The 26,142-nt window shown below is 72.4% G+C and carries 28 protein-coding genes; 18 read left to right on the forward strand and 10 right to left on the reverse strand.

The features are described from left to right. Positions 1-1,277 (reverse strand): hypothetical protein (locus tag P0084_RS11700; protein ID WP_308917036.1); only part of this gene is annotated, 1,277 nt, incomplete at its 3' end. A 118-nt stretch (positions 1,278-1,395) separates the two neighbouring features. On the opposite strand from P0084_RS11700, the gene P0084_RS11705 reads away from it, so the two are divergent. From P0084_RS11705 to P0084_RS11730, 6 genes are all read left to right on the forward strand, one after another. Then, positions 1,396-2,079 (forward strand): thiamine diphosphokinase, encoded by a 684-nt coding sequence (locus P0084_RS11705; RefSeq protein WP_308917037.1) that lies wholly within the window; start codon positions 1,396-1,398, stop codon positions 2,077-2,079. Between the two features lie 39 nt (positions 2,080-2,118). Then, the gene (rpiA, locus tag P0084_RS11710) at positions 2,119-2,907 is read left to right on the forward strand and encodes a ribose-5-phosphate isomerase RpiA (RefSeq protein WP_308917038.1); all 789 of its coding nucleotides are present in this window, start codon (positions 2,119-2,121) and stop codon (positions 2,905-2,907) included. A gap of 44 nt (positions 2,908-2,951) precedes the next feature. Continuing rightward, a complete protein-coding gene (gorA, locus tag P0084_RS11715; RefSeq protein WP_308917039.1) occupies positions 2,952-4,313 on the forward strand; it encodes a glutathione-disulfide reductase in 1,362 nt (453 codons plus the stop codon). Positions 4,314-4,385: 72 nt separating this feature from the next. Further along, on the forward strand, positions 4,386-5,570 hold the full coding sequence (gene hflK, locus P0084_RS11720; RefSeq protein ID WP_308917040.1) for an FtsH protease activity modulator HflK: 1,185 nt from the start codon (positions 4,386-4,388) through the stop codon (positions 5,568-5,570). Next, positions 5,570-6,688 carry a protease modulator HflC gene (hflC, locus tag P0084_RS11725; protein WP_308917041.1) on the forward strand — a complete coding sequence of 373 codons (1,119 nt, stop codon included), beginning with the start codon at positions 5,570-5,572 and terminating at the stop codon, positions 6,686-6,688. Before hflK ends, hflC begins: the two co-directional genes overlap by 1 nt. Before the next feature lie 196 nt (positions 6,689-6,884). Further along, positions 6,885-8,366 carry a Do family serine endopeptidase gene (locus P0084_RS11730; RefSeq protein WP_374213645.1) on the forward strand — a complete coding sequence of 494 codons (1,482 nt, stop codon included), beginning with the start codon at positions 6,885-6,887 and terminating at the stop codon, positions 8,364-8,366. Between the two features lie 91 nt (positions 8,367-8,457). Here P0084_RS11730 and P0084_RS11735 read toward each other — a convergent pair whose 3' ends face one another. After that, complete coding sequence (locus P0084_RS11735; protein WP_308917042.1) at positions 8,458-9,267, reverse strand: heparan-alpha-glucosaminide N-acetyltransferase; 810 nt, start codon at positions 9,265-9,267, stop codon at positions 8,458-8,460. On the opposite strand from P0084_RS11735, the gene P0084_RS11740 reads away from it, so the two are divergent. From P0084_RS11740 to P0084_RS11750, 3 genes are read left to right on the forward strand one after another with little or no spacing between them, the layout of a single operon-like run. Next, positions 9,254-9,577, forward strand: a complete 324-nt coding sequence (locus P0084_RS11740; RefSeq protein ID WP_308917043.1) for a 2Fe-2S iron-sulfur cluster-binding protein — start codon at positions 9,254-9,256, stop codon at positions 9,575-9,577. The genes P0084_RS11735 and P0084_RS11740 overlap by 14 nt on opposite strands. A gap of 14 nt (positions 9,578-9,591) precedes the next feature. Then, on the forward strand, positions 9,592-10,356 hold the full coding sequence (locus P0084_RS11745) for an FG-GAP repeat domain-containing protein (protein WP_308917166.1): 765 nt from the start codon (positions 9,592-9,594) through the stop codon (positions 10,354-10,356). Next, positions 10,349-10,744, forward strand: a complete 396-nt coding sequence (locus P0084_RS11750; protein WP_308917044.1) for a hypothetical protein — start codon at positions 10,349-10,351, stop codon at positions 10,742-10,744. The genes P0084_RS11745 and P0084_RS11750 overlap by 8 nt, the downstream gene beginning before the upstream one ends. On the opposite strand, the gene P0084_RS11755 is transcribed toward P0084_RS11750, so the two are convergent. Beyond that, positions 10,741-11,109 carry a DoxX family protein gene (locus P0084_RS11755; protein ID WP_308917045.1) on the reverse strand — a complete coding sequence of 123 codons (369 nt, stop codon included), beginning with the start codon at positions 11,107-11,109 and terminating at the stop codon, positions 10,741-10,743. The genes P0084_RS11750 and P0084_RS11755 overlap by 4 nt on opposite strands. Continuing rightward, positions 11,106-12,365 (reverse strand): phosphoribosylamine--glycine ligase, encoded by a 1,260-nt coding sequence (gene purD, locus P0084_RS11760; RefSeq protein ID WP_308917046.1) that lies wholly within the window; start codon positions 12,363-12,365, stop codon positions 11,106-11,108. Before purD ends, P0084_RS11755 begins: the two co-directional genes overlap by 4 nt. Positions 12,366-12,464: 99 nt before the next feature. Between purD and xseA the strand changes: the two genes are divergently transcribed. Then, the gene (gene xseA / locus P0084_RS11765) at positions 12,465-14,078 is read left to right on the forward strand and encodes an exodeoxyribonuclease VII large subunit (RefSeq protein ID WP_308917047.1); all 1,614 of its coding nucleotides are present in this window, start codon (positions 12,465-12,467) and stop codon (positions 14,076-14,078) included. Positions 14,079-14,091: 13 nt separating this feature from the next. On the opposite strand, the gene P0084_RS11770 is transcribed toward xseA, so the two are convergent. Further along, on the reverse strand, positions 14,092-14,508 hold the full coding sequence (locus P0084_RS11770; RefSeq protein ID WP_308917048.1) for a hypothetical protein: 417 nt from the start codon (positions 14,506-14,508) through the stop codon (positions 14,092-14,094). Between the two features lie 176 nt (positions 14,509-14,684). On the opposite strand from P0084_RS11770, the gene ftsY reads away from it, so the two are divergent. Next, positions 14,685-15,818 carry a signal recognition particle-docking protein FtsY gene (gene ftsY, locus P0084_RS11775; protein WP_308917049.1) on the forward strand — a complete coding sequence of 378 codons (1,134 nt, stop codon included), beginning with the start codon at positions 14,685-14,687 and terminating at the stop codon, positions 15,816-15,818. Between the two features lie 110 nt (positions 15,819-15,928). Continuing rightward, the gene (locus P0084_RS11780; RefSeq protein ID WP_308917050.1) at positions 15,929-17,155 is read left to right on the forward strand and encodes a glycerophosphodiester phosphodiesterase family protein; all 1,227 of its coding nucleotides are present in this window, start codon (positions 15,929-15,931) and stop codon (positions 17,153-17,155) included. Between the two features lie 43 nt (positions 17,156-17,198). On the opposite strand, the gene P0084_RS11785 is transcribed toward P0084_RS11780, so the two are convergent. From P0084_RS11785 to rbfA, 4 genes are all read right to left on the reverse strand, one after another. Beyond that, complete coding sequence (locus tag P0084_RS11785) at positions 17,199-17,687, reverse strand: hypothetical protein (protein ID WP_308917051.1); 489 nt, start codon at positions 17,685-17,687, stop codon at positions 17,199-17,201. A gap of 494 nt (positions 17,688-18,181) precedes the next feature. Continuing rightward, on the reverse strand, positions 18,182-19,108 hold the full coding sequence (truB, locus tag P0084_RS11790; RefSeq protein ID WP_308917052.1) for a tRNA pseudouridine(55) synthase TruB: 927 nt from the start codon (positions 19,106-19,108) through the stop codon (positions 18,182-18,184). 4 nt (positions 19,109-19,112) lie between these two features. Next, a complete protein-coding gene (locus P0084_RS11795; RefSeq protein WP_308917053.1) occupies positions 19,113-19,829 on the reverse strand; it encodes a phosphodiester glycosidase family protein in 717 nt (238 codons plus the stop codon). Further along, the gene (rbfA, locus tag P0084_RS11800; protein WP_308917054.1) at positions 19,826-20,239 is read right to left on the reverse strand and encodes a 30S ribosome-binding factor RbfA; all 414 of its coding nucleotides are present in this window, start codon (positions 20,237-20,239) and stop codon (positions 19,826-19,828) included. Before rbfA ends, P0084_RS11795 begins: the two co-directional genes overlap by 4 nt. A gap of 117 nt (positions 20,240-20,356) precedes the next feature. Here rbfA and dapB point away from each other — a divergent pair, with 117 nt between their 5' ends. Next, positions 20,357-21,178 carry a 4-hydroxy-tetrahydrodipicolinate reductase gene (dapB, locus tag P0084_RS11805; protein WP_308917055.1) on the forward strand — a complete coding sequence of 274 codons (822 nt, stop codon included), beginning with the start codon at positions 20,357-20,359 and terminating at the stop codon, positions 21,176-21,178. Here the strand turns inward: dapB and P0084_RS11810 are convergent. Continuing rightward, entirely contained in the window at positions 21,175-21,480 is a 306-nt protein-coding gene (locus tag P0084_RS11810; RefSeq protein ID WP_308917056.1) for a DUF1674 domain-containing protein, read from the reverse strand. The genes dapB and P0084_RS11810 overlap by 4 nt on opposite strands. A 45-nt stretch (positions 21,481-21,525) precedes the next feature. On the opposite strand from P0084_RS11810, the gene P0084_RS11815 reads away from it, so the two are divergent. The 5 genes from P0084_RS11815 to P0084_RS11835 all read left to right on the forward strand — a co-directional run bounded on the left by P0084_RS11815 (position 21,526) and on the right by P0084_RS11835 (position 26,136). Continuing rightward, on the forward strand, positions 21,526-22,788 hold the full coding sequence (locus P0084_RS11815; protein WP_308917057.1) for an RsmB/NOP family class I SAM-dependent RNA methyltransferase: 1,263 nt from the start codon (positions 21,526-21,528) through the stop codon (positions 22,786-22,788). 67 nt (positions 22,789-22,855) lie between these two features. Further along, on the forward strand, positions 22,856-24,424 hold the full coding sequence (purH, locus tag P0084_RS11820) for a bifunctional phosphoribosylaminoimidazolecarboxamide formyltransferase/IMP cyclohydrolase (protein ID WP_308917058.1): 1,569 nt from the start codon (positions 22,856-22,858) through the stop codon (positions 24,422-24,424). Further along, a complete protein-coding gene (lspA, locus tag P0084_RS11825; RefSeq protein ID WP_308917059.1) occupies positions 24,424-24,921 on the forward strand; it encodes a signal peptidase II in 498 nt (165 codons plus the stop codon). Before purH ends, lspA begins: the two co-directional genes overlap by 1 nt. A 37-nt stretch (positions 24,922-24,958) precedes the next feature. Beyond that, a complete protein-coding gene (locus P0084_RS11830; protein ID WP_308917060.1) occupies positions 24,959-25,477 on the forward strand; it encodes a DUF3035 domain-containing protein in 519 nt (172 codons plus the stop codon). A 197-nt stretch (positions 25,478-25,674) separates the two neighbouring features. Continuing rightward, complete coding sequence (locus tag P0084_RS11835) at positions 25,675-26,136, forward strand: hypothetical protein (protein ID WP_308917061.1); 462 nt, start codon at positions 25,675-25,677, stop codon at positions 26,134-26,136. Positions 26,137-26,142: the final 6 nt, after the last annotated feature.

The following is a 26,142-nucleotide window of genomic DNA, read 5'->3' on the forward strand; positions in this document are numbered from 1 at the left end:
GCGGCCGCCTCGATCAGGTCGTGCAGGCCCTTCGCGCCCAACTCGGCGGCGTAGGCGGGGAACGCGTCGTCGTCCCCGTCCCCGGCGGAAGCGCCGACGGCGGCCAGGATCTCGCGCTCCGCATCGTCGGATTCGGTGGCGCGGCGGACGCGCCGGGGCCGGATCGGTCCGTCGCCGTCCGCACGCTGTTCGGATACCAGCATCAGCGTGCCGGCGCGGTCGGGTTCCGCCCGCGGGGCGGTCGCGTCCCCGGCCCCGCCCTCCGGCGCGCCGCCGGGCACGCGGCGCACGACGCGGGCGGCGGCCCGGGGGCGGTCGCCGTCGCCGCCGGGCAGCGTGTCGCCGCCCACGTGGCGAGGCTGGATGCTGTGGCGCAGGTCGTCGCGATAGGATTGCTGTTCCGCGACATGCGCCCCGTCGAGGGACTCGTCGTCGCGCCGGGCGGCGACCACCGCCTTCATGCGCGAATGGCGGTCGCGGGCCTGGGCGTTGTCGTCGCCCGACAGGCGGCTGTCGGTGGCGGCGAAGAGGCGTTCGACGTCGTCCACGGGATCGGCGCCGTCCCCCGCGTCGTCGCCTTCGCCCCCGTCCGCGTCGCGGACCGCGACCGTGCGTGCGTTCGCAGATGTGTCGTCGTCCCAGTCGTCGTCGTCATCGTCCAGGACGTCGAGGATCGCGTCGTCGGCGTCGTCATCGTCATCATCATCATCGCGCGTGGCCCGCGCTTCGTCCTCCTCGTCGTCGTCCAGCGGCCGGCCCAGCACCAGCGTGTCCCCGGCATCCGCGTCCTGCGCGGGGTCGTCGGCGAACTCGATCGTATCGACGGGCTCGCGCAGGGCATCCTGGGGGCGGCCGTCGCGCACGGCGTCCAGCATCTGCCGCTCGCGCGCGGCCTCCGCGTTCCAGCGTTCGATGTCGTCGGCGTCCTCGTCGTCCCAGGCCTCGTCCGGCCGGGGCGCGTCGGGCCGGCTTTCGGTGACGGCGACGGGTCGCGGGGCACCGTCGCCGGTCGGGGCGTCCGCGGCGGGCGTGTCACCGGAGGGTTCCGCATCACGGGCGGCGTCCTCGGCGCGGAAGCGCGACAGGGCGGCGGAGACATCGTCGTCCGTATGGACCCCCGCGCCGGGCAGGGCGCCGAACCGGCGGTCCGCGGCGACGGTGTCGCGGAAGAAGGCCGCGACGCGGATCACCGCCTCCACGGGGTCGTCGTACCCTTCCAGCCTGCAGGTGAACGTCCCGTAGGAGACGGTCAGAACCTTGTTGGATCGTTCGGTCACGTCGCACCACCTTCCCCGTCACGGGGTCTGTTCACCGTTCCACCGATCCGGTTAACAGGGCAAATCCATTCGGATGTTGCCCGAAACGGGACCATTTCGGGAAGCGGAGGCCCCATTCTTGACAGAATCGCCGGGACCGGACCACTCCGCCGCGCCGGGGATCACCCTGGTCGGCGGGGGCCCTGCTGACACGTCCGCCCTTAAAGCGGCGTTAAGCCGCGCCCCCCGCGTGGTGGCCGCCGACGGGGGCGCCGACGCCTGCCTGGCGCACGGCCTGCGGCCCGCCGCGGTGGTGGGCGACATGGACAGCCTGTCCCCGGCGGCGCGGTCGGCCTTCCGGGACGTCCTGGTGCCCGTGGCGGAACAGAACAGCACCGACTTCGCCAAGGCCCTGCGTCACGCCGATGCCGATTTCGTGCTGGCCGTGGGTTTCCTGGGCGGGCGGATCGATCATGCGCTGGCCGTGTTCAGCCACCTCGCCGAGCGCGGGTCCGGGGCGCCCGCCGTCGTGCTGCTGTCGGCCGAGGACTGCGTCTGCCTGGCCCCGCGGCGCCTGGCGCTGGACCTGGCGCCCGGATGCCGCGTGTCGCTGTGGCCGCTGGGCCGGGCGCGGCTGCGATCCACCGGGCTGCGCTGGCCCCTGGACGGCCTGATGCTGGAGCCCGCGGGGCGGGTCGGGACGTCGAACCGCGCGACCGGGCCCGTGACGCTGCGCTGCGACGGACCCTGCCTGCTGATCGTCCCCCTGGATGCGTTGGACGCCCTGGCGTCGGGTCTGGGCATCGGCGCGGGGTTTGCATAGGGTCGCGGCCGAACCGACGATCCTGGACGCGCGACTGCCATGACCACCCCACCCGACCCCATCGACCGCGCGAAGGCCGTCGCCGCCCGGCGGGCCTGCGACTACGTCGAGGCGGGGATGCGCGTGGGTCTGGGCACCGGGTCCACCGCCGCGTGGATGGTCCGCCGCCTGGGCGAGCGCGTCCGCGCCGAGGGGCTGTCGATCACCGCCGTTCCCACCTCCGCCCGCACGGCGGACCTGGCGCGGGACTGCGACGTGCCCCTGACTACCCTGGAGGAGGCCGGCTGGCTGGACCTGACCATCGACGGGGCCGACGAGGTCGACGCCGACATGAACCTCATCAAGGGCGGGGGCGGCGCGCTTCTGCACGAGAAGATCGTCGCCGCCGCGTCCGACCGGATGGTCGTGATCGTGGACGACGCGAAGGTCGTGGACACGCTCGGCGCCTTTCCCCTGCCGGTGGAGGTGATCCCCTTCGGCCATCGCGCCACGCGGCAGCTGATCGAGGAAGGGTTGGAGGGGATGGACGTGGACGGCCACGCCATCGCCCTGCGCATGACGGGCGACGCGCCCTTCCGCACGGACGAGGGGAACCTCGTCCTGGATCTGTCGCTGGGCCGCATCGGCCGTCCCGGCCTCCTGTCGGCGATGCTGAACCGCATTCCCGGCGTGGTTGAGAACGGCCTGTTCCTGGACATGGCGGACGTCGTGGTGTCGGGACGCGACGACGGCACGGTCGAGATCCGCGACCTGAGCGACGGCAGCCTGCGCGAGGAGGGGGGCGACGTCACGGCCGCCGACCTGCTGTACGGCGAGCTGGAAGACTGAACCACGGCTGGACGGCGAGGCGCGCCGCGCGGGAGCATCATAACATGGCATCGTTCGACTACGACCTCTTCGTCATCGGCGGCGGATCGGGGGGCGTGCGCGCCGCGCGGCTGACCGCGCTGGACGGCCACAGGGTCGGCCTGGCCGAAAGCAGCCGGATGGGCGGCACCTGCGTCATCCGCGGCTGCGTGCCCAAGAAGCTGATGGTCTATGCGTCCGAGTACTGCGAATCGGCCGGCCTGGCACGGGAATACGGCTGGGACATGCGGGTCGGGGCGTTCGACTGGGGCCTGTTCCGCGATCACCTCAACGGCGAATTGGACCGGCTGGAGGAGACGTACACCACCAACGCGGAGAAGGCGGGCGTCACGATCCACAAGGCCCGCGCCCGCCTGACGGACCCCCACAGCATCGAGCTGGACGACGGAACGATCGTGACGGCGCGCCACATCCTCCTGGCGCTTGGCGGCCGGCCCAACGTGCCGGACATGACGAACGCCCATCTGGGCATCGTGTCGGACGACATCTTCCACCTCGACGCCCTGCCCCGGAAGATGCTGATCGTGGGCGGGGGCTATATCGGGTGCGAGTTCGCGGGCATCTTCAACGGGCTGGGCGTCGAGGTGCAGCAGTTCGTCCGCAAGGCGCAGATCTTGCGCGGCTTCGACGACGAGGCCCGAGGCCACGTCGCCGACTGCATGACGCAGCGCGGCATCACGATCCACACCGGCTGCTCGCCCACCGCGATCGAGGAACGCGACGGGCGGATCTGGGTGAAGGGCTCGAACGGGCACGAGGACACGTTCGACACGCTGCTCTGGGCCACCGGACGCAATCCGAACACGGTGGACATCGGCCTGGAGGAGGTCGGCGTGAAGCTGGACCGCCGCGGCGCCGTGCGCGTCGACGACCACCTGCAAACGGACGTGCCGTCGATCTTCGCGTTGGGCGACTGCATCGGTCGCGTCGAATTGACGCCGGTCGCCATCCGCGAGGCCATCGCCTTTCACAAGACCGTGTTCGGGGGCGAGCCTACGAAGATGGACTACGACCTGATCCCGTCGGCCACCTTCACCCAGCCGGAGATGGGCACCGTCGGCCTGACGGAGGAGGAGGCGGAGGAGCGCGGCCCCACCCTGGTCTATGCGACCGCGTTCCGCCCCATGCAGATGGCCTTCGCGGGCGGAACCGAGCGGGTGCTGTTCAAGATGCTGGTGGACCGCGACACCGACCGGGTGCTGGGCGTCCACATCGTCGGCCCCCATGCCGCCGAGATGATCCAGTTCGTCGCCGTGGCGTTGAAGATGGGCGCCACGAAGGCGGACTTCGACCGGACCTGCGCCGTGCATCCGACCATGGCCGAGGAGATGGTGACCCTGAGGGAGCCGGTGCGGACCCTCGCTTGAACGAGGGGGCGCCGACGCCATTTGTGGGTCAGAGGGAAGACACATGATTCTGAGAGACGAGGAACGGACCTGATGGCAGGACCCAGTGGCCCCTGGGGGGGTGGCGGCAATTCCAGCGGCGGCGGTGGCGGCGACGAGCGCCCGCCCCGCGGCGGACCGAACGGACCCGGCGGCCCGCGCCGTCCCAACCGGGGCGAGGGGATCCCCGAGATCGACGACCTGGTCCGCAAGGGTCAGGACCGCCTGCGCGTCCTGATGGGCGGCCGCGGCGGCGGCCCGAACCGTCCGAACGGCGGCGGGGGCAACGGCGGGTTCGAGATGAACCGCACCACCTGGGGCCTGCTGGGGGTGGCGGCGCTGGGCCTGTGGCTGTTCGCGTCCTTCTATACCGTGCGTCCGGAAGAACGTTCGGTCGAGCTGTTCCTCGGCGAGTTCTCGGACGTGGGCGATCCCGGTCTGAACTTCGCGCCCTGGCCCATCATCACCAAGGAGGTGATCCCCGTCACGACCGAGCGGTCCATCGACATCGGCGTGAACCGCGGCAACCGCGGCGAGCAGGGCTTGATGCTGACGGGCGACGAGAACGTGGTCGACATCGACTTCCAGGTCGTCTGGAACGTCCGCGATCCCGCACAGTTCCTGTTCAACCTGCGCGACCCGGACGCCACCATCCGCGCCGTGTCCGAATCCGCCATGCGCGAGATCGTGGCCCAGTCGCAGCTGGCCCCCATCCTGAACCGCGACCGCGGCATCATCGCGGAGCGCCTGGACGACCTGATCCAGTCCACGCTCGACAGCTACGACGCGGGCGTGAACATCCTGCGGGTCAACTTCGACCGCGCCGATCCCCCGCGCGAGGTGATCGACGCCTTCCGCGAGGTCCAGGCGGCCGAGCAGCAGCGCGACCGATTGCAGTCCGAGGCCGACGCCTATGCCAACCGCGAACTGGCCGGTGCGCGCGGTACCGCCGCGCAGGCGTTGGAGGAGGCGGAAGCCTACCGCGCCCGCGTGGTGAACGAAGCCCAGGGTGAAGCCAGCCGGTTCTCCGCCGTCCTGACCGAGTATTCGGCGGCCCCGGAAGTGACGCGCAAGCGGCTGTATCTGGAAACCATGGAGCAGGTCTTCGGTGACGTGGACAAGATCATCATCGACGACAACGTCGGCGGCGGCGGTGCGGGCGGCGGACAGGGCGTGATCCCGTTCCTGCCGCTCAACGAGTTGCGCGGCGGCCGATCCGCCCAAGGGGGGACCAACTGATGCGGAAATCCGCTCTCTATCTGATCGTGCCCGTGGTGTTGATCGTCGTCCTGGCGTTCACGTCGCTCTTCGTCGTGGACGAACGCCAGAAGGCGCTGGTCCTGCAGTTCGGGCGCGTGGTGGCGGTGAAGGAGGATCCCGGCCTCGCTGTGAAGATCCCGTTCATCCAGAACGTCGTGTACTACGACGACCGGATCCTGGCACGCGACGTCGAACCCTTGGAGGTCACGCCGTCGGACGACCGGCGCCTGGTGGTGGACGCCTTCGCGCGGTACCGCATCACGGACGTGGAACGCTTCCGTCAGGCCGTCGGCGTGGGCGGCGAGTTCGCGGCCGAGCAGCGGCTCGACTCGATCCTGCGGGCCGAGCTGCGCGAGGTGCTGGGTTCGGTGTCGTCGAACGAGATCCTGTCGGAGGACCGCGCCGCGCTGATGGCGCGGATCGCGGCGGGCGCCCGGGCCGACGCCCAGGCGCTGGGCCTGCAGATCATCGACGTGCGACTGATGCGCACCGACCTGCCGCCCCAGAACCTGGAGGCGACCTTCGCCCGGATGCGTGCCGAGCGCGAACGGGAGGCCGCGGACGAGATCGCGCGGGGCGAGGAGGCCGCCCAGCGGATCCGCGCCCAGGCCGACCGCACGGTGGTGGAACTGACGTCGGAAGCGCAGCGCGAGGCGGAGATCACGCGCGGTGAAGCCGACGCCCAGCGCAACAACATCTTCGCGCAGGCCTTCACGCAGGACCCGGAGTTCTTCGAGTTCTACCGTTCGCTGACGGCGTACCAGCGCGCGCTGCAGGGCAGCAACTCGACCCTGGTGCTCAGCCCGGATTCGGAGTTCTTCGACTACCTGAAGACGGACCGGCTGGACGGGGACCCGCTGAACGCCCGCCCGGTGCCGTCCAGCGTGCCGCAGGCCGCGCCCGCGGCCGCGCCGCCGGCGGACGACGCCGCGTTGCAGGCGCCGGCCGCGGACGGTGACGCGGCGGGCACCGACGATGCCGCGGCGTCGCAGGCGCCGGACTCGTCCGACGCCGGCGCGGCCCCCGCGGCGGTCGCGGCTGACGCATCCGACGGTGGCGCCGATAGCACGGGAACGATCGTTCCGATCGCGCAATAGGAACCCGCGGAGGCCCCCCCGGGGGCCTTCGCCGACCACCCGCGCCCGACGCGATGCGGGCGCCCGTGTGTCACGGCCATGTGAACGCACCCTCCGTTGAATGCCCCCGATCTGCGGCGGATATGCAACGGACGCCCGAACGGGCACGGACCGTCGAAACGACGGCCCCTGAACGAGATTCCTGGAGGGACGAGACTTGTTCGAATCAACCCCGACGATAACCCCGCTCCGCCGCCTCGCGGCGCCGGCCACGCTGGGGCTGGCCCTGGCGCTGACGCCCCTGGCCGCCGACGCGCAGAGCCGCCCCGACACGTTCGCCGACCTGGTGGACCAGGTGGACGACGCGGTCGTCAACATCACCACGACGAACACCGTGGCCGCCGGCGCCCGCGGGCCCAATCGCGGCAACCCCTTGGAGGACTTCTTCGACGAGTTCCGCCGCCGCGGCGTACCCGAGGGCGAGGAGCCCCGCCCCCGCACCCGCCGCGGGTCGGCGCTGGGGTCCGGCTTCGTCATCTCCGCCGACGGCTACATCGTCACGAACAACCACGTGATTGAGAACGCCGACGAGATCCTGATTGAGTTCTGGTCCGGCGAGGAGCTTCCGGCGGAGGTCATCGGCACCGATCCGAACACCGACATCGCGCTGTTGAAGGTCACCACCGATACGGACGACTTGCCCTTCGTGCCGTTCGGCGACAGCGACGACATGCGCACGGGCGACTGGGTCATGGCCATGGGCAACCCCCTGGGCCAGGGCTTCAGCGTCAGCGCGGGCATCGTGTCGGCGCGCGAGCGCGAGCTTCAGGGCGCCTATGACGACTACATCCAGACGGACGCGGCCATCAACCGCGGCAACTCCGGCGGTCCGCTGTTCAACATGGACGGCGAGGTCATCGGCGTGAACACCGCGATCCTGTCGCCCAACGGCGGCTCCATCGGGATTGGCTTCGCCATGGCGTCCAACGTCGTGACGAACGTGGTCGAGCAGTTGGAGGAGTTCGGCGAGACGCGGCGCGGCTGGCTGGGCGTGCGCATCCAGGACGTCGACCCCGAGCTGGCGGAGGCCCTGGGCCTGGTCGAGGCGCGCGGCGCCCTGATCACGGACGTCCCCGACGGACCGGCGCTGGACGCGGGCATCGAGCCGCGCGACGTCATCCTGACCTTCGACGGCGTCGACATCGCGGACACGCGGCAACTGGTCCGCACGGTCGGCAGCGCGCCCGTGGGCGAGGCCGTGCGCGTGGTCATCTTCCGCGACGGCGAGACGCAGACGCTGCGCGTCACCCTGGGCCGCCGCGAGGAGGCGGAGCGCGCGGTGCCCGCATCGTCGAGCCAGGAGGATCCGGCCGAGCAGACGCTTCTGGGCATGACGGTCGCCACGCTGAACGACGAGCTGCGCGAGCAGCTGGGCCTGGACGCGGACGCCGAGGGCCTGGTCGTGTCCGACATCGACGTCGATTCGCCGGCCTACGAGAAGGGCCTGCGCGCCGGCGACCTGATCGAGGAGGCGGGACAGGTCCGCGTCTCGACCATCGGTCAGCTGGAGGATCGGGTCGAGGAGGCCCGCGAGGCCGGCCAGACGTCCTTCCTCCTTCTGATCCGCCGCGGCGGCGACCCGCGCTTCGTCGCGCTGTCGCTGGAGGAAACGGACGCCGAGACGTCGAACGACGACTGATCGTCCCCCGACCGGACGGACCAGAACGGGCGCCCCATCGGGGCGCCCGTTCTTCGTTCGGCGCCCCCGCCCCGCACGGGGGCGTGCCCCGTCACGATGCCAGCCTCTGCCACGCCAGGATCGTTCCCACGATCATGGGTTGATGCACCAGATACACCGCAAGCGAATGACGGCCCGGCCAGCCCAGCCGGTCCCATCCCGGTCCCGCCGGGCGGCCGCGCAGGCGGTCCCACCACCCCGCCGGGTCCATCGCCTTCGCCACCCCCAACCCGAGCAGGAACGGCCCCGTCCAGGGGAACACCGGCTCCCAGTCCATCATCGCCGGCACGTCGCGGCCCAGGCCGATCACGACCTGCAGAACGGTCGGCAGGTCCACGGCGACCGTGGACCCGATCCAGACCATCGCGGCGCCGGCCCCGACGCAGCCCCAAGCGGGCACGCGGAGGAAGGCCAGCCCGATCACCGACGACAGCGCGATGGAATGGAGGATCCCGAACCGCACCCATTGCGCGGGGAACGTGGCCCAGGTCGCCAGCGACACCAGCGCCGCCGCCGCCAGCAGCATGCCCAACCGCCGCAGGAACGGCCCCCGTCGCAGGCCGCGCCCATGCCCCAGCCACAGGCTGACCCCCGCCAGGAACACGAAGCTGCCCGCGATCAGGCGCGCGGACCATTGCCAGGCGGGCGTGAAGCTGGATCCGGGCGCGGTCACGCCCATCACGTCCAGGTCGCGCCCGACGTGGAACACGGCCATCGCCAGCAAGGCGCCCGCGCGGGCCAGGTCGATCGCCGGTATCCGTCCTGCGGCCATGCCGTCCCCGCTGTTGAACCCCGGCCCGCCGGCCGCTACCTCTGCGCGGATCGAAGCCAGATGCCGGAGGCCCGCGATGCCCAAGATCACCTATATCGAGCATGGCGGGAAGGAACACGTCGTCGACGTACCCCTGGGCCTGACCGTGATGGAAGGCGCCCGCGACAACGGCATCCCGGGGATCGAAGCCGATTGCGGCGGGGCCTGTGCCTGTTCGACTTGCCACGTCTACGTGGACCCCGCCTGGACCGACAAGCTGCCGGCTAAGGACGCGATGGAGGAGGACATGCTCGACTTCGCCTACGAGCCCGACCCCGACCGGTCCCGCCTGACGTGTCAGCTGAAGGTGACCGACGACCTGGACGGCCTGAAGGTGCAGATGCCGGAGAAGCAGATCTGACCGCGTTGCGCGCCGTGGTCGTCGGGCTCACGATGATGGCCGGTCCGGCGATGGCCTGCATCGGCCAGGGCGAGGGCAGCCAGACGGGTGGCGTCCAGCTCCAGCCCGGACCAAGCGGTTTCTATGCTGCCTTCTATGGCTCACCTACCGACATCTACGGCCACGACGTGCTGGGCCGTGCACGCGACGGGCTGACATTGCACCTGCGCTTCGTAAGCTACGAAGGAGGATGCCGTGATTGGGTCGTGCAATCGGGAGACGGTCACGTATTCGAGGATACCCGTCCTCGGATCACGGATGTTGATAGCGATGGCCGCCCTGAACTGGTAGCGGTCCGGTCCTCGTTGACCCAGGGGGCACAACTGGTCGTATATCGGATCGACGACGACAGACTAACGCCTCTCGCCGCGACCCCCTACATCGGCACCCGCCATCGCTGGCTGGCCCCCGCCGCCTGGGGCGATCTCGACGGCGACGGTGCGTGGGAGGTCGCTTATGTCGACCGTCCCCACCTGGCGAAGGTGCTCCGGGTCTGGCGGCTGGTGGGCGACGAACTGCGACCGGTCGCAAGCCTCGAGGGCGTGACGAACCACGCCATCGGCCAGCCCTTCATCGAAGGCATCCAGGCGGACTGCCTCGATGGCGTCCGCTTCACCCTGCGCGACGCCGCCCGCACCCGCACGCTGTCCGTCGCCCTGCGCGGCGATGTGCTGGATGTCCGCGACCTGGGCACCGGTACGAATGGCCACGCAACGCTCGGGGACCCATGCGATGCGTAAGGTCGCCGCCCTGATCGCGTTGCTGGCCGCGCCTGCCGCGGCGCAGGAAACGCCGGTATCGCCAGCCGAATTCCTGAACCTGGCGGCGGGCAACACCTTGACCTTCGTGATGGCCGGGTCGGGCGACCTGGTAGGGATCGAGCGGTTCCTATCGCGCGAACGCTCCATCTGGACGCGCGCCGACGGCACCTGCGCCTATGGCGAGATCACGACCGACGACGCGCAGGTCTGCTTCCTCTACGACGACGATCCGCTGCGGCTCCATTGCTGGCTGCCGTTCGAGGCGGACGGCAGCACCTTCGTGCGCTCCACCGCCAACGCGGAGGTCCAGCGCATCGCGGAGGTCGGGCAGTCCCTCCTGGGCTGCGAGGGGGAGCCGATGTCCTAGCGGGCCTCCCGCCGGGTCGCGTCCCACGCCACCGCGAGCGCCAGGCACCCGCCCGCGATCGCCCAGTTCTTCACGAAGATCGACATCTGCCAGGGATCGTCCGGGATCAGGTGGAACACGCTGGTGACCGCGCAATAGGCCGCCAGCGACAGCGCCACGGGCGCGACCCTCCACCCCGCCAGCAACGCCAGGGCCGCCGCCGCGTTGTAGGCGGTCGCGGGCCAGACCAGCCAGTCGGGCAGGCCCCGGTCCGTCAGCAGACCCATCGCCCCGTCCGGGGACAGCGCCTTCTGGAACGTGCCCGCGGCGAACAGGGCCGCGATCAGGATGCGGGCCGCCAGCAGGGCGGTGCGGTGCCACGTCATCCCAGCGCCCGCCATCCGATGTCGCGGCGCACGAAGCCGCCCGGCCAGTCGATCCCGTCCACGATGCCGTAGGCCGCGTCGCGCGCCGCGCGCAGGTCGTCCCCCCGCGCCGCGACACCCAGGGTCCGACCGCCCGCCGACACGTATCCCCCGTCGCGCCGTTCGGTGCCCGCGTGGAACACCATGCGGCGGCTGTCGCCCTCGAACCCGTCCAGGCCGCCGATGGGCTCTCCCGTCGCGTACCGGCCGGGATAGCCGTCCGCCGCCATCACCACGCAGATCGCGTGGTCGTCCGCCCAGCGCACCTGCGCGTCCGCCAGCCGGCCTTCGGTGCAGGCGACGATCAGGTCCAGGACCTGCCCCCCCAGCCGCATCGTCAGGCACTGGCATTCGGGGTCGCCGAAGCGCGCGTTGAACTCGACCAGCGACGGAGCGTCGTCCTCGATCATCAGGCCGGTGAACAGGACCCCGCGGAAGGGCGTCCCCCGCCGGACCATCTCCGTCGCCACGGGCTGCACGATCTCGCGCAGGGCGCGGGCCTCCACTGCGGACGTCATCACGGGGGCGGGGGAATAGGCCCCCATGCCGCCGGTGTTCGGCCCCGTATCGCCCTCGCCCACCCGCTTGTGGTCCTGCGCCGTGCCGATGGGCAGCACCGTCTCCCCGTCGACCAGGCAGAAGAACGACGCCTCCTCGCCCCGCAGGACGGCCTCCAGCACCACCTCCGCCCGGCCGTGCGCACCGGCGAAGACGTCGCGCAGGGCGGCGCGGGCGGTCGATGCGTCCTCGGCCACCGTCACGCCCTTGCCCGCCGCCAGGCCGTCGGCCTTGACCACGATCGGGGCGCCGACGCGGGCGAGATGCGCCAGCGCCGCGTCGAGGGCGTCGAACCGGGCCCAGGCGGCGGTGGGGGCGCCCACGGCATCGCAGATCTCCTTCGTAAACGCCTTCGACGCCTCCAGCCGCGCGGCGGCGGCGGTCGGCCCGAAGCAGGCGATGCCCGCATCCGCCAGCGCGTCGGCCACGCCCGCGGCCAGCGGCGCCTCCGGCCCGATCACCACGAGGTCGATGCTCTCCTCGTCGGCGAAGGCCGCCACCGCCGCGCCGTCGCAGATGTCCAGATCCGCCAGGTCCGCGACGCGCCCGATGCCGCCGTTGCCCGGCGCCACGATCAGGCGGTCGCAGCGGGGGTTCTGCAGGATGGCCCAGGCCAGCGCGTGCTCGCGCCCGCCGGAGCCCAGGATCAGGATGTTCATGGCCACGCCTCCCCCGGTGTCGGCCGGTCCGCGATACGGCGCCGCCCCGCGCCCCGCAACCGCTGGCACCCGCGGAACGCCCGCGCTAGCTGTCGGGCCATGGACGACCTGATCGACGACCCCCGCCCCGGCGCGAACGAGCCGGAGTTCTCCGTGGCCGAGATCTCGGGCGCGGTGAAGAAGACGCTCGAAGGCACGTTCGGCCGCATCCGCGTGCGGGGCGAGGTCGGGCGCGTGTTCCGCGCCCGGTCGGGCCACCTCTACTTCGACGTCAAGGACGACCGCGCCGTCCTCGCCTCCGTCGTGTGGAAGGGCCAGATCCCCGCCCTGTCCGTCGTGCCGGAGGAAGGGCTGGAGGTCGTGGCCACCGGCAAGCTGACCACCTTCGGGTCGCAGTCGAAGTACCAGCTGACCGTGGATGAGGTGCAGGTCGCCGGCGAGGGCGCGCTCCTGGCGATGTTGGAGAAGCGGCGCAGGCAGTTGGGGGCCGAAGGGCTGTTCGACGATGCCCGCAAGAAGCCCCTGCCCTTCCTGCCCGACGTCATCGGCGTCGTGACCAGCCCCCAGGGCGCGGTGATCCGCGACATCCTGCACCGCCTGCGCGACCGCTTCCCCCGCCACGTCCTGATCTGGCCCGTGGCCGTGCAGGGCAAGAACTGCGCGCCGGAGGTGTCGCGCGCCATCCGGGGCTTCGACGCGATCCGGCCCGGCGGCCCCGTGCCCCGGCCCGACCTGGTGATCGTCGCCCGGGGCGGCGGGTCGATCGAGGATCTGTGGGGCTTCAACGAGGAAGCCGTCGTGCGCGCCGCCCACGACTGCACGATCCCCCTGATCTCCGCCGTGGGGCACGAAACGGACACGACGCTGATCGACCACGCCGCCGACCGCCGCGCGCCCACCCCCACCGCGGCGGCCGAGATGGCGGTGCCGGTGCGCGCGGACCTGGCGGCGCACGTGGCGACGCTGGGGATGCGGCAGGGGCGCGCGCTGATCGGCCTGACGCGCGCCCGGCGGCAGCGGCTGGGCGACGTCGCCCGCGCCCTGCCCCGCGCCGACCGCCTGCTGGACCGGCCCCGCACGCGCCTGGACCGATCCGCCGACCGCCTGCCCCAAGCGTTGCGCGCCCGTGCCGGGACCGCGCGCCTGGCGCTGTCGCGGCTGTCGGCGCGGGCCGGGCCGCAGGCGCTGCGGACGCGTCTGGCCCGGGCGCGGGGACGGCTGGACGGGCTGGCCACGCGCCTGGACCGGGCCCCCGCCGCGCGGCTGGACCGCGCGCGCGCGGCGCTGGACCGCCACGCCCTGCCGCGCCCCGCGCAACTGCTGGACCGCCCGCGCTTCCGCTTCCGCCAGACCGCCTCTCGCCTGACGGCGGTTCCCCTGCTGCGCCGGATGGACCGCGACGGCGACCGCTTGCGCGCGGCGCTGGCACGCCTGTCCCGGGCGGCGCGCGTGCGCCAGGACCGCCTGTCCGACCGCCTGGCGGCGCTGGACCGCCTGCGCCGGTCGCTGGGCCACGCCGCCACCCTGGAACGGGGCTATGCGGTCGTGCGCGGCGACGACGCGGTCGTCACCACGGCGAAGGCCGCGGGGGCCGCCGCCACCTTGGAGATCGAGTTCGCGGACGGTCGGGTGAAGGCGGGCGGCCCCGGCGGCGGCGGGGCGCGCAGGGCCGCGACGAAGGCGAAGGCCCCCGAGCAGGGCAGCCTGTTCTAGGGGGCGCGCGCCTTCAGACCCCCAGGTCGGGGGCCGGGCATTCCAGCGCCTCGTCCCCCCAGTCGCGGGCGACCAGGTCGGCTGTGGGATCGGCACCCTCGGCCCGGGCGTGGAACGCGCCGGACGGCATCTCCAGAAAGGTCCAGCATTGCGGCACGGGGTCGGAATCGTACACGAAGCAGATCCGGTCGGATCCGCCCGCGTACCAGATGCCCCGCTCGCACGCGCCGTCGTCGAAGGCCCAGATCACCCGGTTCCCGTCAAGGTACTGCTCGGCCCCATAGGGCGCGCCGAAGCGGTCGAACGTCACCGTGCGCCCCTCCACCATGCGGGCGAACGCGTCCGCGCTGACGGCCCGTTCCGCGGCGGCGGGCGCGGCGGCGACCAGGGCGACCAGGGCGACCGAAAGGCAGGCGGCGGCATGGCGCATGATAGGACCCCACGGATATCCAGCGACGACGCCCGGTATCCGACGCGGGGGCCGGATCGTCCAGCGGGTTTGCGTCCGGCGGGTTTGCATCCGCCGGAACCCGCGTCCGGCCTGCCGGCCCCCGGTCCCTTTTCCCCGTCCGCCGTGCCGGCTAGATGGACCCAAAGGGGTGCCCGATGTCGTTCTTCCGCAAGCTCAAGGACCGCCTGACGCGGTCGTCCTCCCGCCTGGAGGAGGGGTTGGAGGCCATCGTCGAGGATGCGCCCGACGACGCCCCGGACCCCGGCCCGGAAGCGCAGCCCCCCGACCCAGACCCCACGCCCGCGCCCACACCCCAGCCCGTCCCGACCTCGGCCCCCGCGCCGGCCCCGCCCGCGCCCGCCGCGCCCGACCCGGAACCGGCGCCCGCGAAGCCGGGGCTTCTGGGTCGCCTCCTGGGCCGGAAGGCCGACGACGCGCCCCGGCGCGTGCTCGACGACGACATGCTGGAACAGTTGGAGGATCTGCTCGTCGCCTCCGACATGGGGGTGGACGCCGCCACCCGCATCGCGGCCAACCTGGCCGAAGGACGCATGGGCCGCCGCCTGTCCGTGCCCCAGATCCGCGACCTCCTGACCGCCGAGATCGCGCGCGTGATGGAACCCGTCGCCAAGCCGATGCCCCTGTTCCCCCACAAGCCGCAGGTCGTCCTGGTGGTGGGCGTCAACGGGTCGGGCAAGACGACGACGATCGGCAAGCTGGCCAGCCAGTTCAAGGCGGCGGGCAAGACCGTCGTGATCGCGGCGGGCGACACGTTCCGCGCGGCGGCGGTGGAGCAGTTGAAGGTCTGGGGCGACCGCGCGGGCGTGCCCGTGCTGGCCGCCGACCAGGGCACCGACCCGGCCAGCCTGGCCTTCACGGCGCACGAACGCGCCGAACGCGACGGCGCCGACCTCCTGATGATCGACACCGCCGGACGGCTCCAGAACCGCGCCGACCTGATGGAGGAATTGGCCAAGATCGTCCGCGTCCTGCGCAAGCGCGACCCCGACGCGCCGCACAACACTCTGCTGGTCCTGGATGCGACGACGGGCCAGAACGCGCTGGAGCAGGTCAAGGTGTTCCGCCAGATCGCCGACGTCACGGGCCTGGTGATGACCAAGCTGGACGGCACGGCCAAGGGCGGCGTCCTCGTGGCGCTGGCCGACCGCTTCGGCCTGCCCATCCACGCCATCGGCGTGGGCGAGCAGATCGACGACCTGTCCCCCTTCGACCCGGAGGAGTTCGCGGTCGCCCTCACCGGCGCGGAAATCGGCGACCCCCCCGCCTGACGGTCCGAAGATCGCGCTTGGCGGATGTCACGGACGCGTCATACGCTCGTCACGCGATGTTCGTCCGCCGGGCGGACACGAACGCATCGCGACCCTGGGGGAGAGACCTGATGATCCTACGACCGACACTCGCAGTGCTGCTGGGCACCGGCGCCGCGCTGGCCGACGGCCACGCCGCCACGCAGGGCCTGACCTACGGGACGCGCCCCGCCTATCTGATCGACCAGATGGACGACGGCGCGCTGAAGGACACGCTGCAGGCCTGCCTGGGCCAGACGCCGCGCACGTCGAAGTTCTCCATCGGGCACCGCGGCGCGCCGCTGATGTATCCCGAGCACACGCGCATCTCGAACGTGGCCGCCGCGCAGATGGGCGCGGGCATCCTGGAATGCGACGTCACCTTCACCCAGGACCACGAGCTGGTCTGCCGCCACGCGCAGAACGACCTGCACACCACCACCGACATCCTGCTGACCGACCTGGCGGACACCTGCGTCACCCCGTTCACGCCCGCCTCCGGCGACGCGTCCGCGACAGCCGAATGCCGCACGTCCGAGATCACGCTGGACCAGTTCCGCACGCTGACGCCCAAGATGGACGCCGCCGACGGGGACGCCGAAACGGTGGAGGCGTATGTGAACGACGGCGTGGCCGACTGGCGGACGACGCTGTATTCCGCGGACAACGCGGGCCTGCTGACGCACGCGGAAAGCATCGCGCTCTTCGACACGCTGGGCGCCGACTTCACGCCGGAGCTGAAGTCGCCCTCGGTCGAGATGCCGCATGACGGGTTCAGCCAGGAAGACTACGCCCAGAAGCTGGTCGACGAGTACAAGGAGGCGGGGATCGACCCGTCCCGCGTCTGGCTGCAATCGTTCAACTTGGAGGACGTGCGGTACTGGATCGAGGCCGAGCCGGAGTTCGGGGCGCAGGCCGTCTATCTGATGGACGAGTACGACATCGACGGCTACTCGCCCATGGACCCGGACACCTGGCCCGACACGATGGAAGAGTTGGCGGGAATGGGGATCAACTACATCGCGCCGCCGCTCTGGATGCTGGTCACCACCGACGAGGTCGGCGAGATCGTGCCGTCCGTCCTGGCCGAACGGGCGAACGCCGCCGGGCTGGGGATCATCACCTGGACGCTGGAACGCTCCGGCCCGCTGGACGGCGGCGGCGGCTGGTACTTCCAGTCGATCGAGGAGGCGACCGACAACGACGGCGTCTACTTCGAGCTGCTGGACGTCCTGGCGCAGGACGTGGGCGTGGCGGGCGTGTTCAGCGACTGGCCCGCGACGACCACGTTCTACGCCAACTGCCTGGGGCTGGAATGATCGAGGCGCGGCGGGGGGTGCGGTTCCCCCGCCGCGCGACCCGTCAGGCGAAGGCCGCGTTCGCGTGGACCTTCGCCTGCGGCGACCGCCGCTCGATGATCGCAGCGGCGACCAGGGCGAACAGGACGTGGCCCCACAGCGCGACCCAGGTGATGCCGCCGAAGCCCAGGAAGGCGGGCATTCCGGCGACCAGATGCGCCATCACGTAGAGCGCGAAGACCCACAGGCCCACGCCGTAAGCTGCCGCCACCGCGGACCAGTGCAGGAAGGGCGTCACCTTCGCCGCGATCGGGCGCGCCACCAGGAGGTATCCCAGCGGATAGGCGATTGTCCCCGTCAGGATGTGCAGCGTGTCGGCCGCGCCTTTGGGCACGGAGCCGAACACGGTGCTCAACGTCGACTGCGCCAGACCCACCGGCGCCAGCTTGGCGAAGCCCAGCAGGGGCGACAATCCCTGGCCGAACAGGTCGAAGGCGATCGTGGCGAAGGCGCCGGCGGTCAGGACGGTGGCGGCGGTGCGGGCATGGGTCATGGGATGGCTCCGGTGATTGGTGCGGCGGGTCGTGCCGCGGTTGCGTTGCCCCACCCCTAGCCGGGGCCGCACCAGTCCAGGCAGCCCCCCTCACGCAGGGGTCACGCCGCGCGATAGAAGCGCACCGTTCCCGTGATCGACTGAAACAATCGACGGACCGGAAGGGGCATCGTGTTTCAGGCCAAGCGCGATCCGGTGGCCACGCCACCGCCACCAAGGCTCGGACATCGGCAGCGAATCGGGAAACCGTCCGACGCCGCGCAGACACGGAGCAGACGCATCGCAGACACGCCCCGCAAGGCCGCCATCCCGCCCCTGCGCCGCGACGGCGGCCCCCGGACCTCGCCGACGAAGGCCCCGGAACCCCAGGCCCCGTTGACCGAACGCCCCGGCTTGCACGTCCCCCATGCTCCCGGTCACACTATACCCGACGGCGCCTCCCACCGTCCCGACGTCGGAGAAACCATCGCCGCAGCGCAGCGAACGGCCCCCGGTCATCCCGGGGCCACGACGTCCCCCTCGTCGCGGACGAAGACCCGGCTGGGGTGGAGCGACCCGCCGCGATAGGTGCCCAGGGCGACCGCGCGACCGTCCTCGGACGCCCAGGCCTCCGTTCCCTCCGCGACGCCCCGCGTGACGGCGCCGGGGTTGCCGTGGCGCAACCGCGTGGCGCCCTCGGGGGTGCAGGGCAGTTCGGGCAGGCCCCCCAGCGCGACCTCCAACGGTCGCAGCAGCGCGTCCAGGTCGGGCGTTCGGGCCAGCCGCTCGACCGTGTCCAGCGCCACGCCGTGCTCGGCCCGGAACGGCCCCGACCACGTCCGCCGCAGCCAGGCGACGTGTCCCAGGCACCCCAGCGCGCGGCCCAGGTCGCGGGCGATCGACCGGACGTAGCCGCCCTTGCCGCACGCCATGCGCAGATCCGCCCAGTCCGGCCCGACCTCCAGCACCTCCAGCGACGCGACGTGCAGGGGCCGCAGGGCCAGGTCCACCGCGGTCCCGTCCCGCACGACGTCATAGGCCCGCCGCCCGTCGACATGCACCGCGCTGACCTGCGGGGGAACCTGCGCGATGTCGCCCCGGAAGGCGGGCAGCGCCGCCTCGATCGCCGCGCGGTCGGGACGCCCCCGCGACGTCGCGGTCACCGTCCCGGCGGCGTCGTCCGTCGTCGTCTCCGCCCCCCAGGTCACCCGGAAGTCGTAGCCCTTCGTCGCCTCCGCCAGCAGGGGGATCGTCTTCGTGGCCTCCCCCAGGGCCACGGCGAGCAGCCCGGTCGCGTCCGGGTCCAGCGTCCCCGCATGACCCGCCTTCCGAGCGTCGAGCGCCCAGCGGACCTTGCCCACCACGGCGGTGGAGGTGAGGCCGGCGGGCTTGTCCACGATCAGCCAGCCGTGGACCGCCCGCCCCTTCCGCCGCCGCGCCATGGGATCAGCGTTCCGTGACGGCCAGGATCGGCCCCATCGCCCGGCCCGGGTCGGACCGGCCCAGGGCGGGGGCGTGCAGGCGCGACACGCGCCCGTCGAGATACAGCGCGTCCCGCACCCCCAGCACGTCGCGGAACAGAGTCGCCATCTCATGGAACGTGACGCCGCGGTCGCTGATGACGAAGTGGACGATCCGGCCGTCCGGCGTGGCGCCGACCCCGTTGCGCACGTTCCGATACGGGCTGTCGGGGATGAACCGCGGATGCAGCGCCCCGTCGACCACCAGCATCGGACCCGACTGCGTGGCGTCCCGGCAGGCCGGCGGGTCGGCGGCGAAGGCGCGGCTCTCCCTCACGAAGGCCGCGTCGTCGCGGATGCAGAGCACGCCGTTCGGGCGCATCCCGAAGTTGCCCGGCCCCGCCCGCGTCACGACGGGGGTCCGCTGCACCCCGTCGCGCACGAACAGGCCCACGGGCGTGCGGTCGGGATGGTACATCCCCCCGTTCATCGCGAAGCGGACCGGCCCGTCCACCACCGCCTCCAGCCGGGCGAAGTCCCCCAGCACCGCGCCCGCCGGATCGGTCAGGTGCAGCGAGATCCGGTCGCGCGACAGGTCGGCGGTGCAGACCACGAAGCCCTGCCCCCGGTGGTCGACGGGCCGGCAATCGGCCAGGGCCGCCCCCGCCAGGATCGACCAGACCAGGGCCGCCAGACGGATCATCCGTCGGCGTCGTCGCGGCCCGCCTCGACGTCGCGGCGCACGTCGTCCTGGCCGAACAGGCGGCGGGTGGCGTCCATGCGGTCGAACGTCTCGTCGATGCGGAACCGCAGGTCGGGGGCGTATTTCAGCGTCATCTCGCGCGACACGGCGCGGCGCAGCTCGCCCTTGTTGCGGGACAGGGCGGCGATGGCCTCCTGCCGCTTGTCGCCGCCCAGCGGCAGGACCCAGGCGGTGGCGACCTTCAGGTCGGGGCTGACCGTGACCTCGCCCACGGTGATGGACATGGCGTTCAGCTCCGGGTCATGGACCTCGCCTCGGGTCAGGACGTCCGACAGGGTGCGGCGGATCAGTTCGCCCACGCGCAACTGCCGCTGCGACGGGCCGGGGCCGGTGTGACGGGGTCGGGCCATGGGGGGTCCTTCCTTGCGGGAAGGCGGCAGATAGGCCGGGCCGCAAGCGGACGCAAGTTGCGCGGCCCCGCCGATCGGGCCACAGAAGGGCACCGGACGGGAGGGGGGAGCGCGCGCATGAGCATCGGAATCGTCGTGGCGGGGGCGTCGGGCCGGATGGGGCGCATGCTGTGCGAGGTCGTCGCCGCCTCGGACGGCGCGCACCTGGTCGGCGCGACCGAAGGGCCGGGCCACCCTTGGGCGGGACGGGATCTGGCGCAGGTGGCGCCGGGCCTGCCCGCGGGCGTGCCCGTGACCGACGATCCGATCGAGGTCGTGCGCGCGGCCCAGGCCGTGATCGACTTCACCACCCCCGCCGCGACGGTGGCGATGGCGGAACTGACGGCGCAGGCCCGCGCGGTCCACGTGGTCGGCACGACGGGCCTGTCGGAGGCCGACATCGCGGCGCTGGGCCGGACGGCGCACCACGCCCCCGTGATCCGGGCGGGCAACATGTCCCTGGGCGTGAACCTGTTGACCACGCTGGTCCGGCAGGTCGCCGCCGCGCTGGGCGACGACTACGACGTCGAGATCGTGGAAAGCCACCACCGCCACAAGGTCGACGCGCCCTCGGGCACGGCCCTGATGCTGGGCCAGGCGGCGGCGGACGGCCGCGGGGTGGCGCTGGACGACGTGGCCGACCGGGCCCGCGACGGGGCCACGGGCGCGCGCACCCATGGCGCGATCGGCTTCCACGCCATCCGCGGCGGCGACGTGGTGGGCGAGCACGAGGTGATCTTCGCCGCCGAGGGCGAGCGCATCACCCTGGGCCACAAGGCCAGCGACCGCACCGTCTTCGCCCGCGGCGCCCTGCGGGCCGCCCTGTGGGGCCAGGACAAGGGGCCGGGGGCGTACGACATGCTGGACGTGCTGGGCCTGCGGGCCCTGCCGGGCGCCTAGAAGTCGATCGCCAGGCCCTTCAGCTCCCAGTCGCCATAGCGCACGGGTTCCGGCCCGTCGCGGCCACCCAGCTCCACCGGCATGGTGGCTGCCATGGCAGCGGCCTTGCGGGCCTCCGCCTCCTCCAGGGCGCGGCGGGCGACCTCCGGAAGGGCGGCGCGGCGGGCGGCCTCCGCCTCCGGAGACAGGCGCTGGGGGACGGGTCCCGTTCCGCGCGGCGCGGTGGGGCAGCCCGGCGCGTCATCGGCGGCCTGGGCCAGATCGGCGGGGTCGACCGCCATGCGGGGGGGTTGGTTGGTCATCGTCGCACCTTGCCGGTCACACCCCTTGGATATACGCGCACGCGGATGCCGAACAAGCCGCCCCCCCGCACCGAAAGCCTGGACGCGCGCGCCGATGCGCTGCGTCTGATGGCCCAGGTCACGCGCGATGGGCGGATGCTGTCGGACGCGTCTTGGCTTGACGGTCCCCGCGCCGCCCGCGCCTTGCGGCTGGCGGGACTGGCCCTGCGCCATGCGGGCCGGGCCGACGCCGTGCTGAAGCCCCTGGTCGACCGCCAACCCGCGCCGCGCATCCGCGACGTCCTGCGCCTGGCGATGGCCGAGATGTTCGAGGACGGGGCCGCCCCCCACGGCGTCGTCAACGACGCGGTGGCGCTGGCGCGCATGTCGCCCAAGACCGCCAAGCAGGCCGGTCTGGTGAACGCGCTGCTGCGGAAGATCGACGCCGCCGCATGGTCCGCCGCCCCGCCACCGCAACTGCCGAACTGGCTGCGCAAGCATGTGGGCCGGGCCTATGGCCAGGACCGCACCCGCGCCATCGAGGCGGCGCACCTGGCCGGCGCGCCGCTGGACCTGACCGTGGTGGACGACGCGGCGGATTGGGCCGAACGTTTGGGCGGCACGGTCCTGCCCACGGGCAGCGTTCGGCTGGCGGGGGGCCAGGTCAGCGCCCTGCCCGGCTTCGACGACGGCGCGTGGTGGGTCCAGGACGCCGCCGCCGCGGTGCCGGCCCGCCTGCTGGGCGACGTGGCGGGACGGCGCGTCCTGGACCTGTGCGCCGCACCCGGCGGCAAGACGATGCAGCTGGCCGCCGCGGGCGCGCGGGTCACGGCGCTCGATTCGTCGGACAAGCGCCTGCGTCGGCTGCACCAGAACCTCCGACGCACGGGGCTGGAGGCCGAGATCGTCGTCGCGGACGCGCTGGACTGGGACGGGGGGGCCTTCGACGCCGTTCTGCTCGACGCGCCCTGTACGGCCACCGGCACCATCCGCCGCCACCCCGACCTGATCCACCTGCGCGCCGCCCGCGACGTGGAAGCGCTGACGACGCTGCAATACAAGCTGCTGGACCGGGCCCTGACCCACGTCGTCCCGGGCGGCGCGCTGGTCTTTTGCACCTGTTCTCTGCTGCCGGTCGAAGGCGAGCATCAGATCGCCGCCGCGCTGAAGCGCCATCCCGCCGTGGTCGCGGAACCGCTCGACCCCGCCGATCACGGTCTGCCGCCCGAGGCCGCGTCCCCCCACGGCCTGCGCCTGACGTCCGAGATGTGGTCCGACCGGGGCGGGATCGACGGGTTCTTCATGGCCCGCCTGCGCGTGCCCGGCTGACCCTTCCCTTCGCGGCCACGGCACCGTAACCCCGCCCCGTGGCCAGCATGACCCCCGGAGCGACCCCATGCACGTCCCCCTGAAGCGCGCGCTGCTGTCGGTGTCCGACAAGACCGGGCTGGCCGATCTGGGCCGTGCCCTGGCCGCCCGCGGCGTCGCGCTGATCTCCACCGGGGGTACGGCACGCGCCCTGCGCGACGCGGGCCTGGATGTGACGGACGTGGCGGACGTGACCGGCCACCCGGAGATCATGGATGGCCGCGTCAAGACCCTGCATCCCCGCATCCACGGCGCGCTGCTGGGCCTGCGCGACGTCCACGCGGGCGAGATCGCGGAGCTCGGGATCGAGCCGATCGACCTCGCCGTCGTGAACCTCTACCCGTTCGAGGCCGCGGTTGCCCGCGGCGCGGACCCGGCGGAGGTGGTGGAGAACATCGACATAGGCGGCCCTGCCATGATCCGGGCGGCGGCCAAGAACCACCGCTGGACCGCGCTCGTCACCGACCCGCAGGACTACGACGCGCTGCTGGCGGAGCTGGACGCGAACGACGGGGCCACGACGCTGGGCTTCCGGACCACGCTGGCCGCCACGGCCTATGGCCGTACGGCGGCCTACGACGCGGCGGTCGCCGCGTGGATGTCGCGGGACGACCCCGCCCCCCGCCGCGTGGCCACCGCCGCCACCCTGCGCCAGCCGCTGCGCTATGGAGAGAACCCGCACCAGGGGGCGGCCTTCTACAGCGACGGCACCGATGCACCGGGCGTCGCAACGGCCACGCAGCATCAGGGCAAGGCGCTGTCCTACAACAACATCGCCGACACCGATGCCGCCTTCGCCGCGATCGCCGACCTGCCGCGGGACGTGCCCGCCGCCGTGATCGTGAAGCACGCCAACCCGTGCGGCGTGGCGGTGGGCAACACCTTGGCTGGGGCGTACGGGCGGGCCTACGACTGTGACCGGACCTCGGCCTTCGGGGGCATCGTCGCGCTCAACCGCACGCTGGACGCCGAGACCGCAGAAGCCATCGCATCCATCTTCACGGAGGTCGTGATCGTCCCCGACGCGACCGACGACGCACGTGCGGTCTTCGCGGCCAAGCCCAACCTGCGGCTCCTGACCACCGGCGGCCTGCCCGGCGGCGCCCCGGCCGGACGGGCATGGACGCAGGTGTCGGGTGGCTGGCTGGTGGGGGATCCCGACACGGCGAAGCTGTCCGACGACGCCCTGCGCGTCGTCACCAAGCGCCGGCCGGATGCCGCCCAGATGGCCGATCTGCGCTTCGCCTGGACCGTGGCCAAGCACGTCAAGTCGAACGCCATCGTTTATGCCAAGGACGGGGCCACCGTGGGCATCGGCGCCGGACAGATGAACCGACTCGATTCGTCGCGCATCGCAGCCCTCAAGGCCGCCGAGATGGGCGATCTGCTGGGTCTTCCCCATACCGCGGCGCGCGGCTCCGTGCTGGCGTCGGACGCCTTCTTCCCCTTTCCCGACGGCCTCCTCGCGGCGGCGGAAGCGGGCGCGAAGGCCGTGATCCAGCCCGGCGGTTCCATGCGCGACGCCGATGTCATCGCCGCCGCCGATGACGCGGGGCTGGCCATGGTCTTCACCGGCCAGCGGCACTTCCGCCACTGATGGGCCGCCTGTCCGCCGCTGCCCTGGCCGCCTTCGGCCTGGACCAGTTGTCGAAGGTCGTCGTCGTCCACCTGCTGAACCTGCGCGAGGTGCTGTTCCTCGACGTCTGGCCGCCGTTCCTGACCTTCCGCATGGGATGGAACACGGGCATCAACTTCGGCCTGCTGGCGGGGCAGGCCGAGCTGACGCGGTGGATCCTGGTGGCGCTCGCCGTGGCGGTCAGCGCGGGGCTGGCCTGGTGGGCCCGGCGGCTGGTCCGGCCCATCGCGCGGATCTCGGCCGGCTTGGTGATCGGTGGCGCGCTGGCGAACGCGCTGGACCGCGTGATCTATGGCGCGGTGGCCGACTTCCTGAACGTGTCGTGCTGCGGCATCCACAACCCGTTCGCCTTCAACCTGGCGGACGTTTTCATATTCGCGGGCGCAGCCGGCCTCGTGCTGTGGGGGGACGAGGGGCGGGGCGCGAAGGGTCGTGACCCCAAGCGGCGGACACGCTAAGGATGGCGCCGAGACCTTGGGACGCATGAGGGGCGCGATGTTCCGAAACCTGACCGTCGGCGCAGTGGCCGCCACCATCCTGGCGGGCTGCGGGGACGGCGACCCCACGCTGTTCAACCTGCGCAAGTCGGACCGGACGCCGGACGAGTTCTCGATCCTGCCGACCCGCCCGTTGGAACAGCCGCCCTCCTATGCCGCGCTGCCCGCGCCCCTGCCGGGGGCCGCCAGCCGCGCGGACCGACGCCCGGAGGAGGAAGCCATCGTCGCGCTGGGCGGCAACCCGGGCCGCGGCACGGGGGCCGACGGGGCGCTGGTGGCGTCGGCGACCCGCTATGGCGTGGCGGGCGGCATCCGCGAACGGCTGGCCGCCGAGGATCTCGCCTTTCGGCGCGCGAACGACGGCCGGCTGCTGGAGCGGATCGCCAACGTGAACGTCTATTACCGCGCCTACAGGCCGCAATCGCTCGACCAGCACGCGGAGTTGGAGCGTCTGCGCCGCGCAGGCATCCGCACCGTCGCCGCCCCGCCCGATCCCGCCCGGTTCCCCGACGACTGACGGGGGAGCCGCTGCGGGGGCCCGATCCCGACCGATACCGCATACCGGTCGTCCGGTCCTCCGGGCGTTCCGGCCCCGCATCGTGCGGTGAAAGGGGCGGCGCTCCGGATCGCGGGGGCGCCCGGCTTCCGGGGATGCGATGGGAACCACGACTCCCAGGGCTCGTTGGCATGGGCGAATGCAAGGAGCACACCCCCATGAGCGAGCACGACACCTGGCTGAAGAAGACCCTGGCCGACATCCTGGGCGAGGATCGGGGCCTGCCCGACTACACGATCCAGCGCCTGCGGGGCTTCCAGCCGGAGGACCTGGCCGAGCTTCGCTTGAACGAGCGGGACGCCGCGATGGGGGCCCTGAAGCGCGTCGCCCATCAGAGCAGGAACACCCGTCAGGCCACCAAGACCGAGGATGGGCAGCGCGTCCCCCCCTGGGTGGACGGCGACATCGACTGGGGCCTGCGCGCCGCCAAGTCCGCGTTGGAGGCGATCCCCGCGGGAGAACGCTCGCAGAAGGCCAACGAGCTTCTGGCCGCGTGCACATGCCCCGCGGCGACGGGCCCGAACCCGGGCATCGACGGCGGCAGCCACGCCTACGAGGATCCCAAGCCCGCGCTCGACCGGCCAGATCCCTATCGCCCCGAGAACCCCCTGCCCTACTGACCGCTC

Source organism: Jannaschia maritima, from assembly GCF_030973515.1.
Taxonomy (GTDB): Bacteria; Pseudomonadota; Alphaproteobacteria; order Rhodobacterales; family Rhodobacteraceae; genus Jannaschia; species Jannaschia maritima.

Coding starts and splice junctions, on each gene's coding strand:
- P0084_RS11815 (WP_308917057.1), top strand. CDS start 21,526: ATGCCGAACAAGCCGCCCCCCCGCACCGAAAGCCTGGACGCGCGCGCC.
- P0084_RS11740 (WP_308917043.1), top strand. CDS start 9,254: ATGCCCAAGATCACCTATATCGAGCATGGCGGGAAGGAACACGTCGTC.
- P0084_RS11810 (WP_308917056.1), bottom strand. CDS start 21,480: ATGACCAACCAACCCCCCCGCATGGCGGTCGACCCCGCCGATCTGGCC.
- purD (WP_308917046.1), bottom strand. CDS start 12,365: ATGAACATCCTGATCCTGGGCTCCGGCGGGCGCGAGCACGCGCTGGCC.
- rpiA (WP_308917038.1), top strand. CDS start 2,119: ATGACCACCCCACCCGACCCCATCGACCGCGCGAAGGCCGTCGCCGCC.
- hflK (WP_308917040.1), top strand. CDS start 4,386: ATGGCAGGACCCAGTGGCCCCTGGGGGGGTGGCGGCAATTCCAGCGGC.
- ftsY (WP_308917049.1), top strand. CDS start 14,685: ATGTCGTTCTTCCGCAAGCTCAAGGACCGCCTGACGCGGTCGTCCTCC.
- lspA (WP_308917059.1), top strand. CDS start 24,424: ATGGGCCGCCTGTCCGCCGCTGCCCTGGCCGCCTTCGGCCTGGACCAG.
- P0084_RS11795 (WP_308917053.1), bottom strand. CDS start 19,829: ATGATCCGTCTGGCGGCCCTGGTCTGGTCGATCCTGGCGGGGGCGGCC.
- P0084_RS11755 (WP_308917045.1), bottom strand. CDS start 11,109: ATGACGTGGCACCGCACCGCCCTGCTGGCGGCCCGCATCCTGATCGCG.
- P0084_RS11830 (WP_308917060.1), top strand. CDS start 24,959: ATGTTCCGAAACCTGACCGTCGGCGCAGTGGCCGCCACCATCCTGGCG.
- P0084_RS11835 (WP_308917061.1), top strand. CDS start 25,675: ATGAGCGAGCACGACACCTGGCTGAAGAAGACCCTGGCCGACATCCTG.
- rbfA (WP_308917054.1), bottom strand. CDS start 20,239: ATGGCCCGACCCCGTCACACCGGCCCCGGCCCGTCGCAGCGGCAGTTG.
- xseA (WP_308917047.1), top strand. CDS start 12,465: ATGGACGACCTGATCGACGACCCCCGCCCCGGCGCGAACGAGCCGGAG.
- hflC (WP_308917041.1), top strand. CDS start 5,570: ATGCGGAAATCCGCTCTCTATCTGATCGTGCCCGTGGTGTTGATCGTC.
- gorA (WP_308917039.1), top strand. CDS start 2,952: ATGGCATCGTTCGACTACGACCTCTTCGTCATCGGCGGCGGATCGGGG.
- P0084_RS11770 (WP_308917048.1), bottom strand. CDS start 14,508: ATGCGCCATGCCGCCGCCTGCCTTTCGGTCGCCCTGGTCGCCCTGGTC.
- truB (WP_308917052.1), bottom strand. CDS start 19,108: ATGGCGCGGCGGCGGAAGGGGCGGGCGGTCCACGGCTGGCTGATCGTG.
- purH (WP_308917058.1), top strand. CDS start 22,856: ATGCACGTCCCCCTGAAGCGCGCGCTGCTGTCGGTGTCCGACAAGACC.
- P0084_RS11785 (WP_308917051.1), bottom strand. CDS start 17,687: ATGACCCATGCCCGCACCGCCGCCACCGTCCTGACCGCCGGCGCCTTC.
- P0084_RS11750 (WP_308917044.1), top strand. CDS start 10,349: ATGCGTAAGGTCGCCGCCCTGATCGCGTTGCTGGCCGCGCCTGCCGCG.
- dapB (WP_308917055.1), top strand. CDS start 20,357: ATGAGCATCGGAATCGTCGTGGCGGGGGCGTCGGGCCGGATGGGGCGC.
- P0084_RS11780 (WP_308917050.1), top strand. CDS start 15,929: ATGATCCTACGACCGACACTCGCAGTGCTGCTGGGCACCGGCGCCGCG.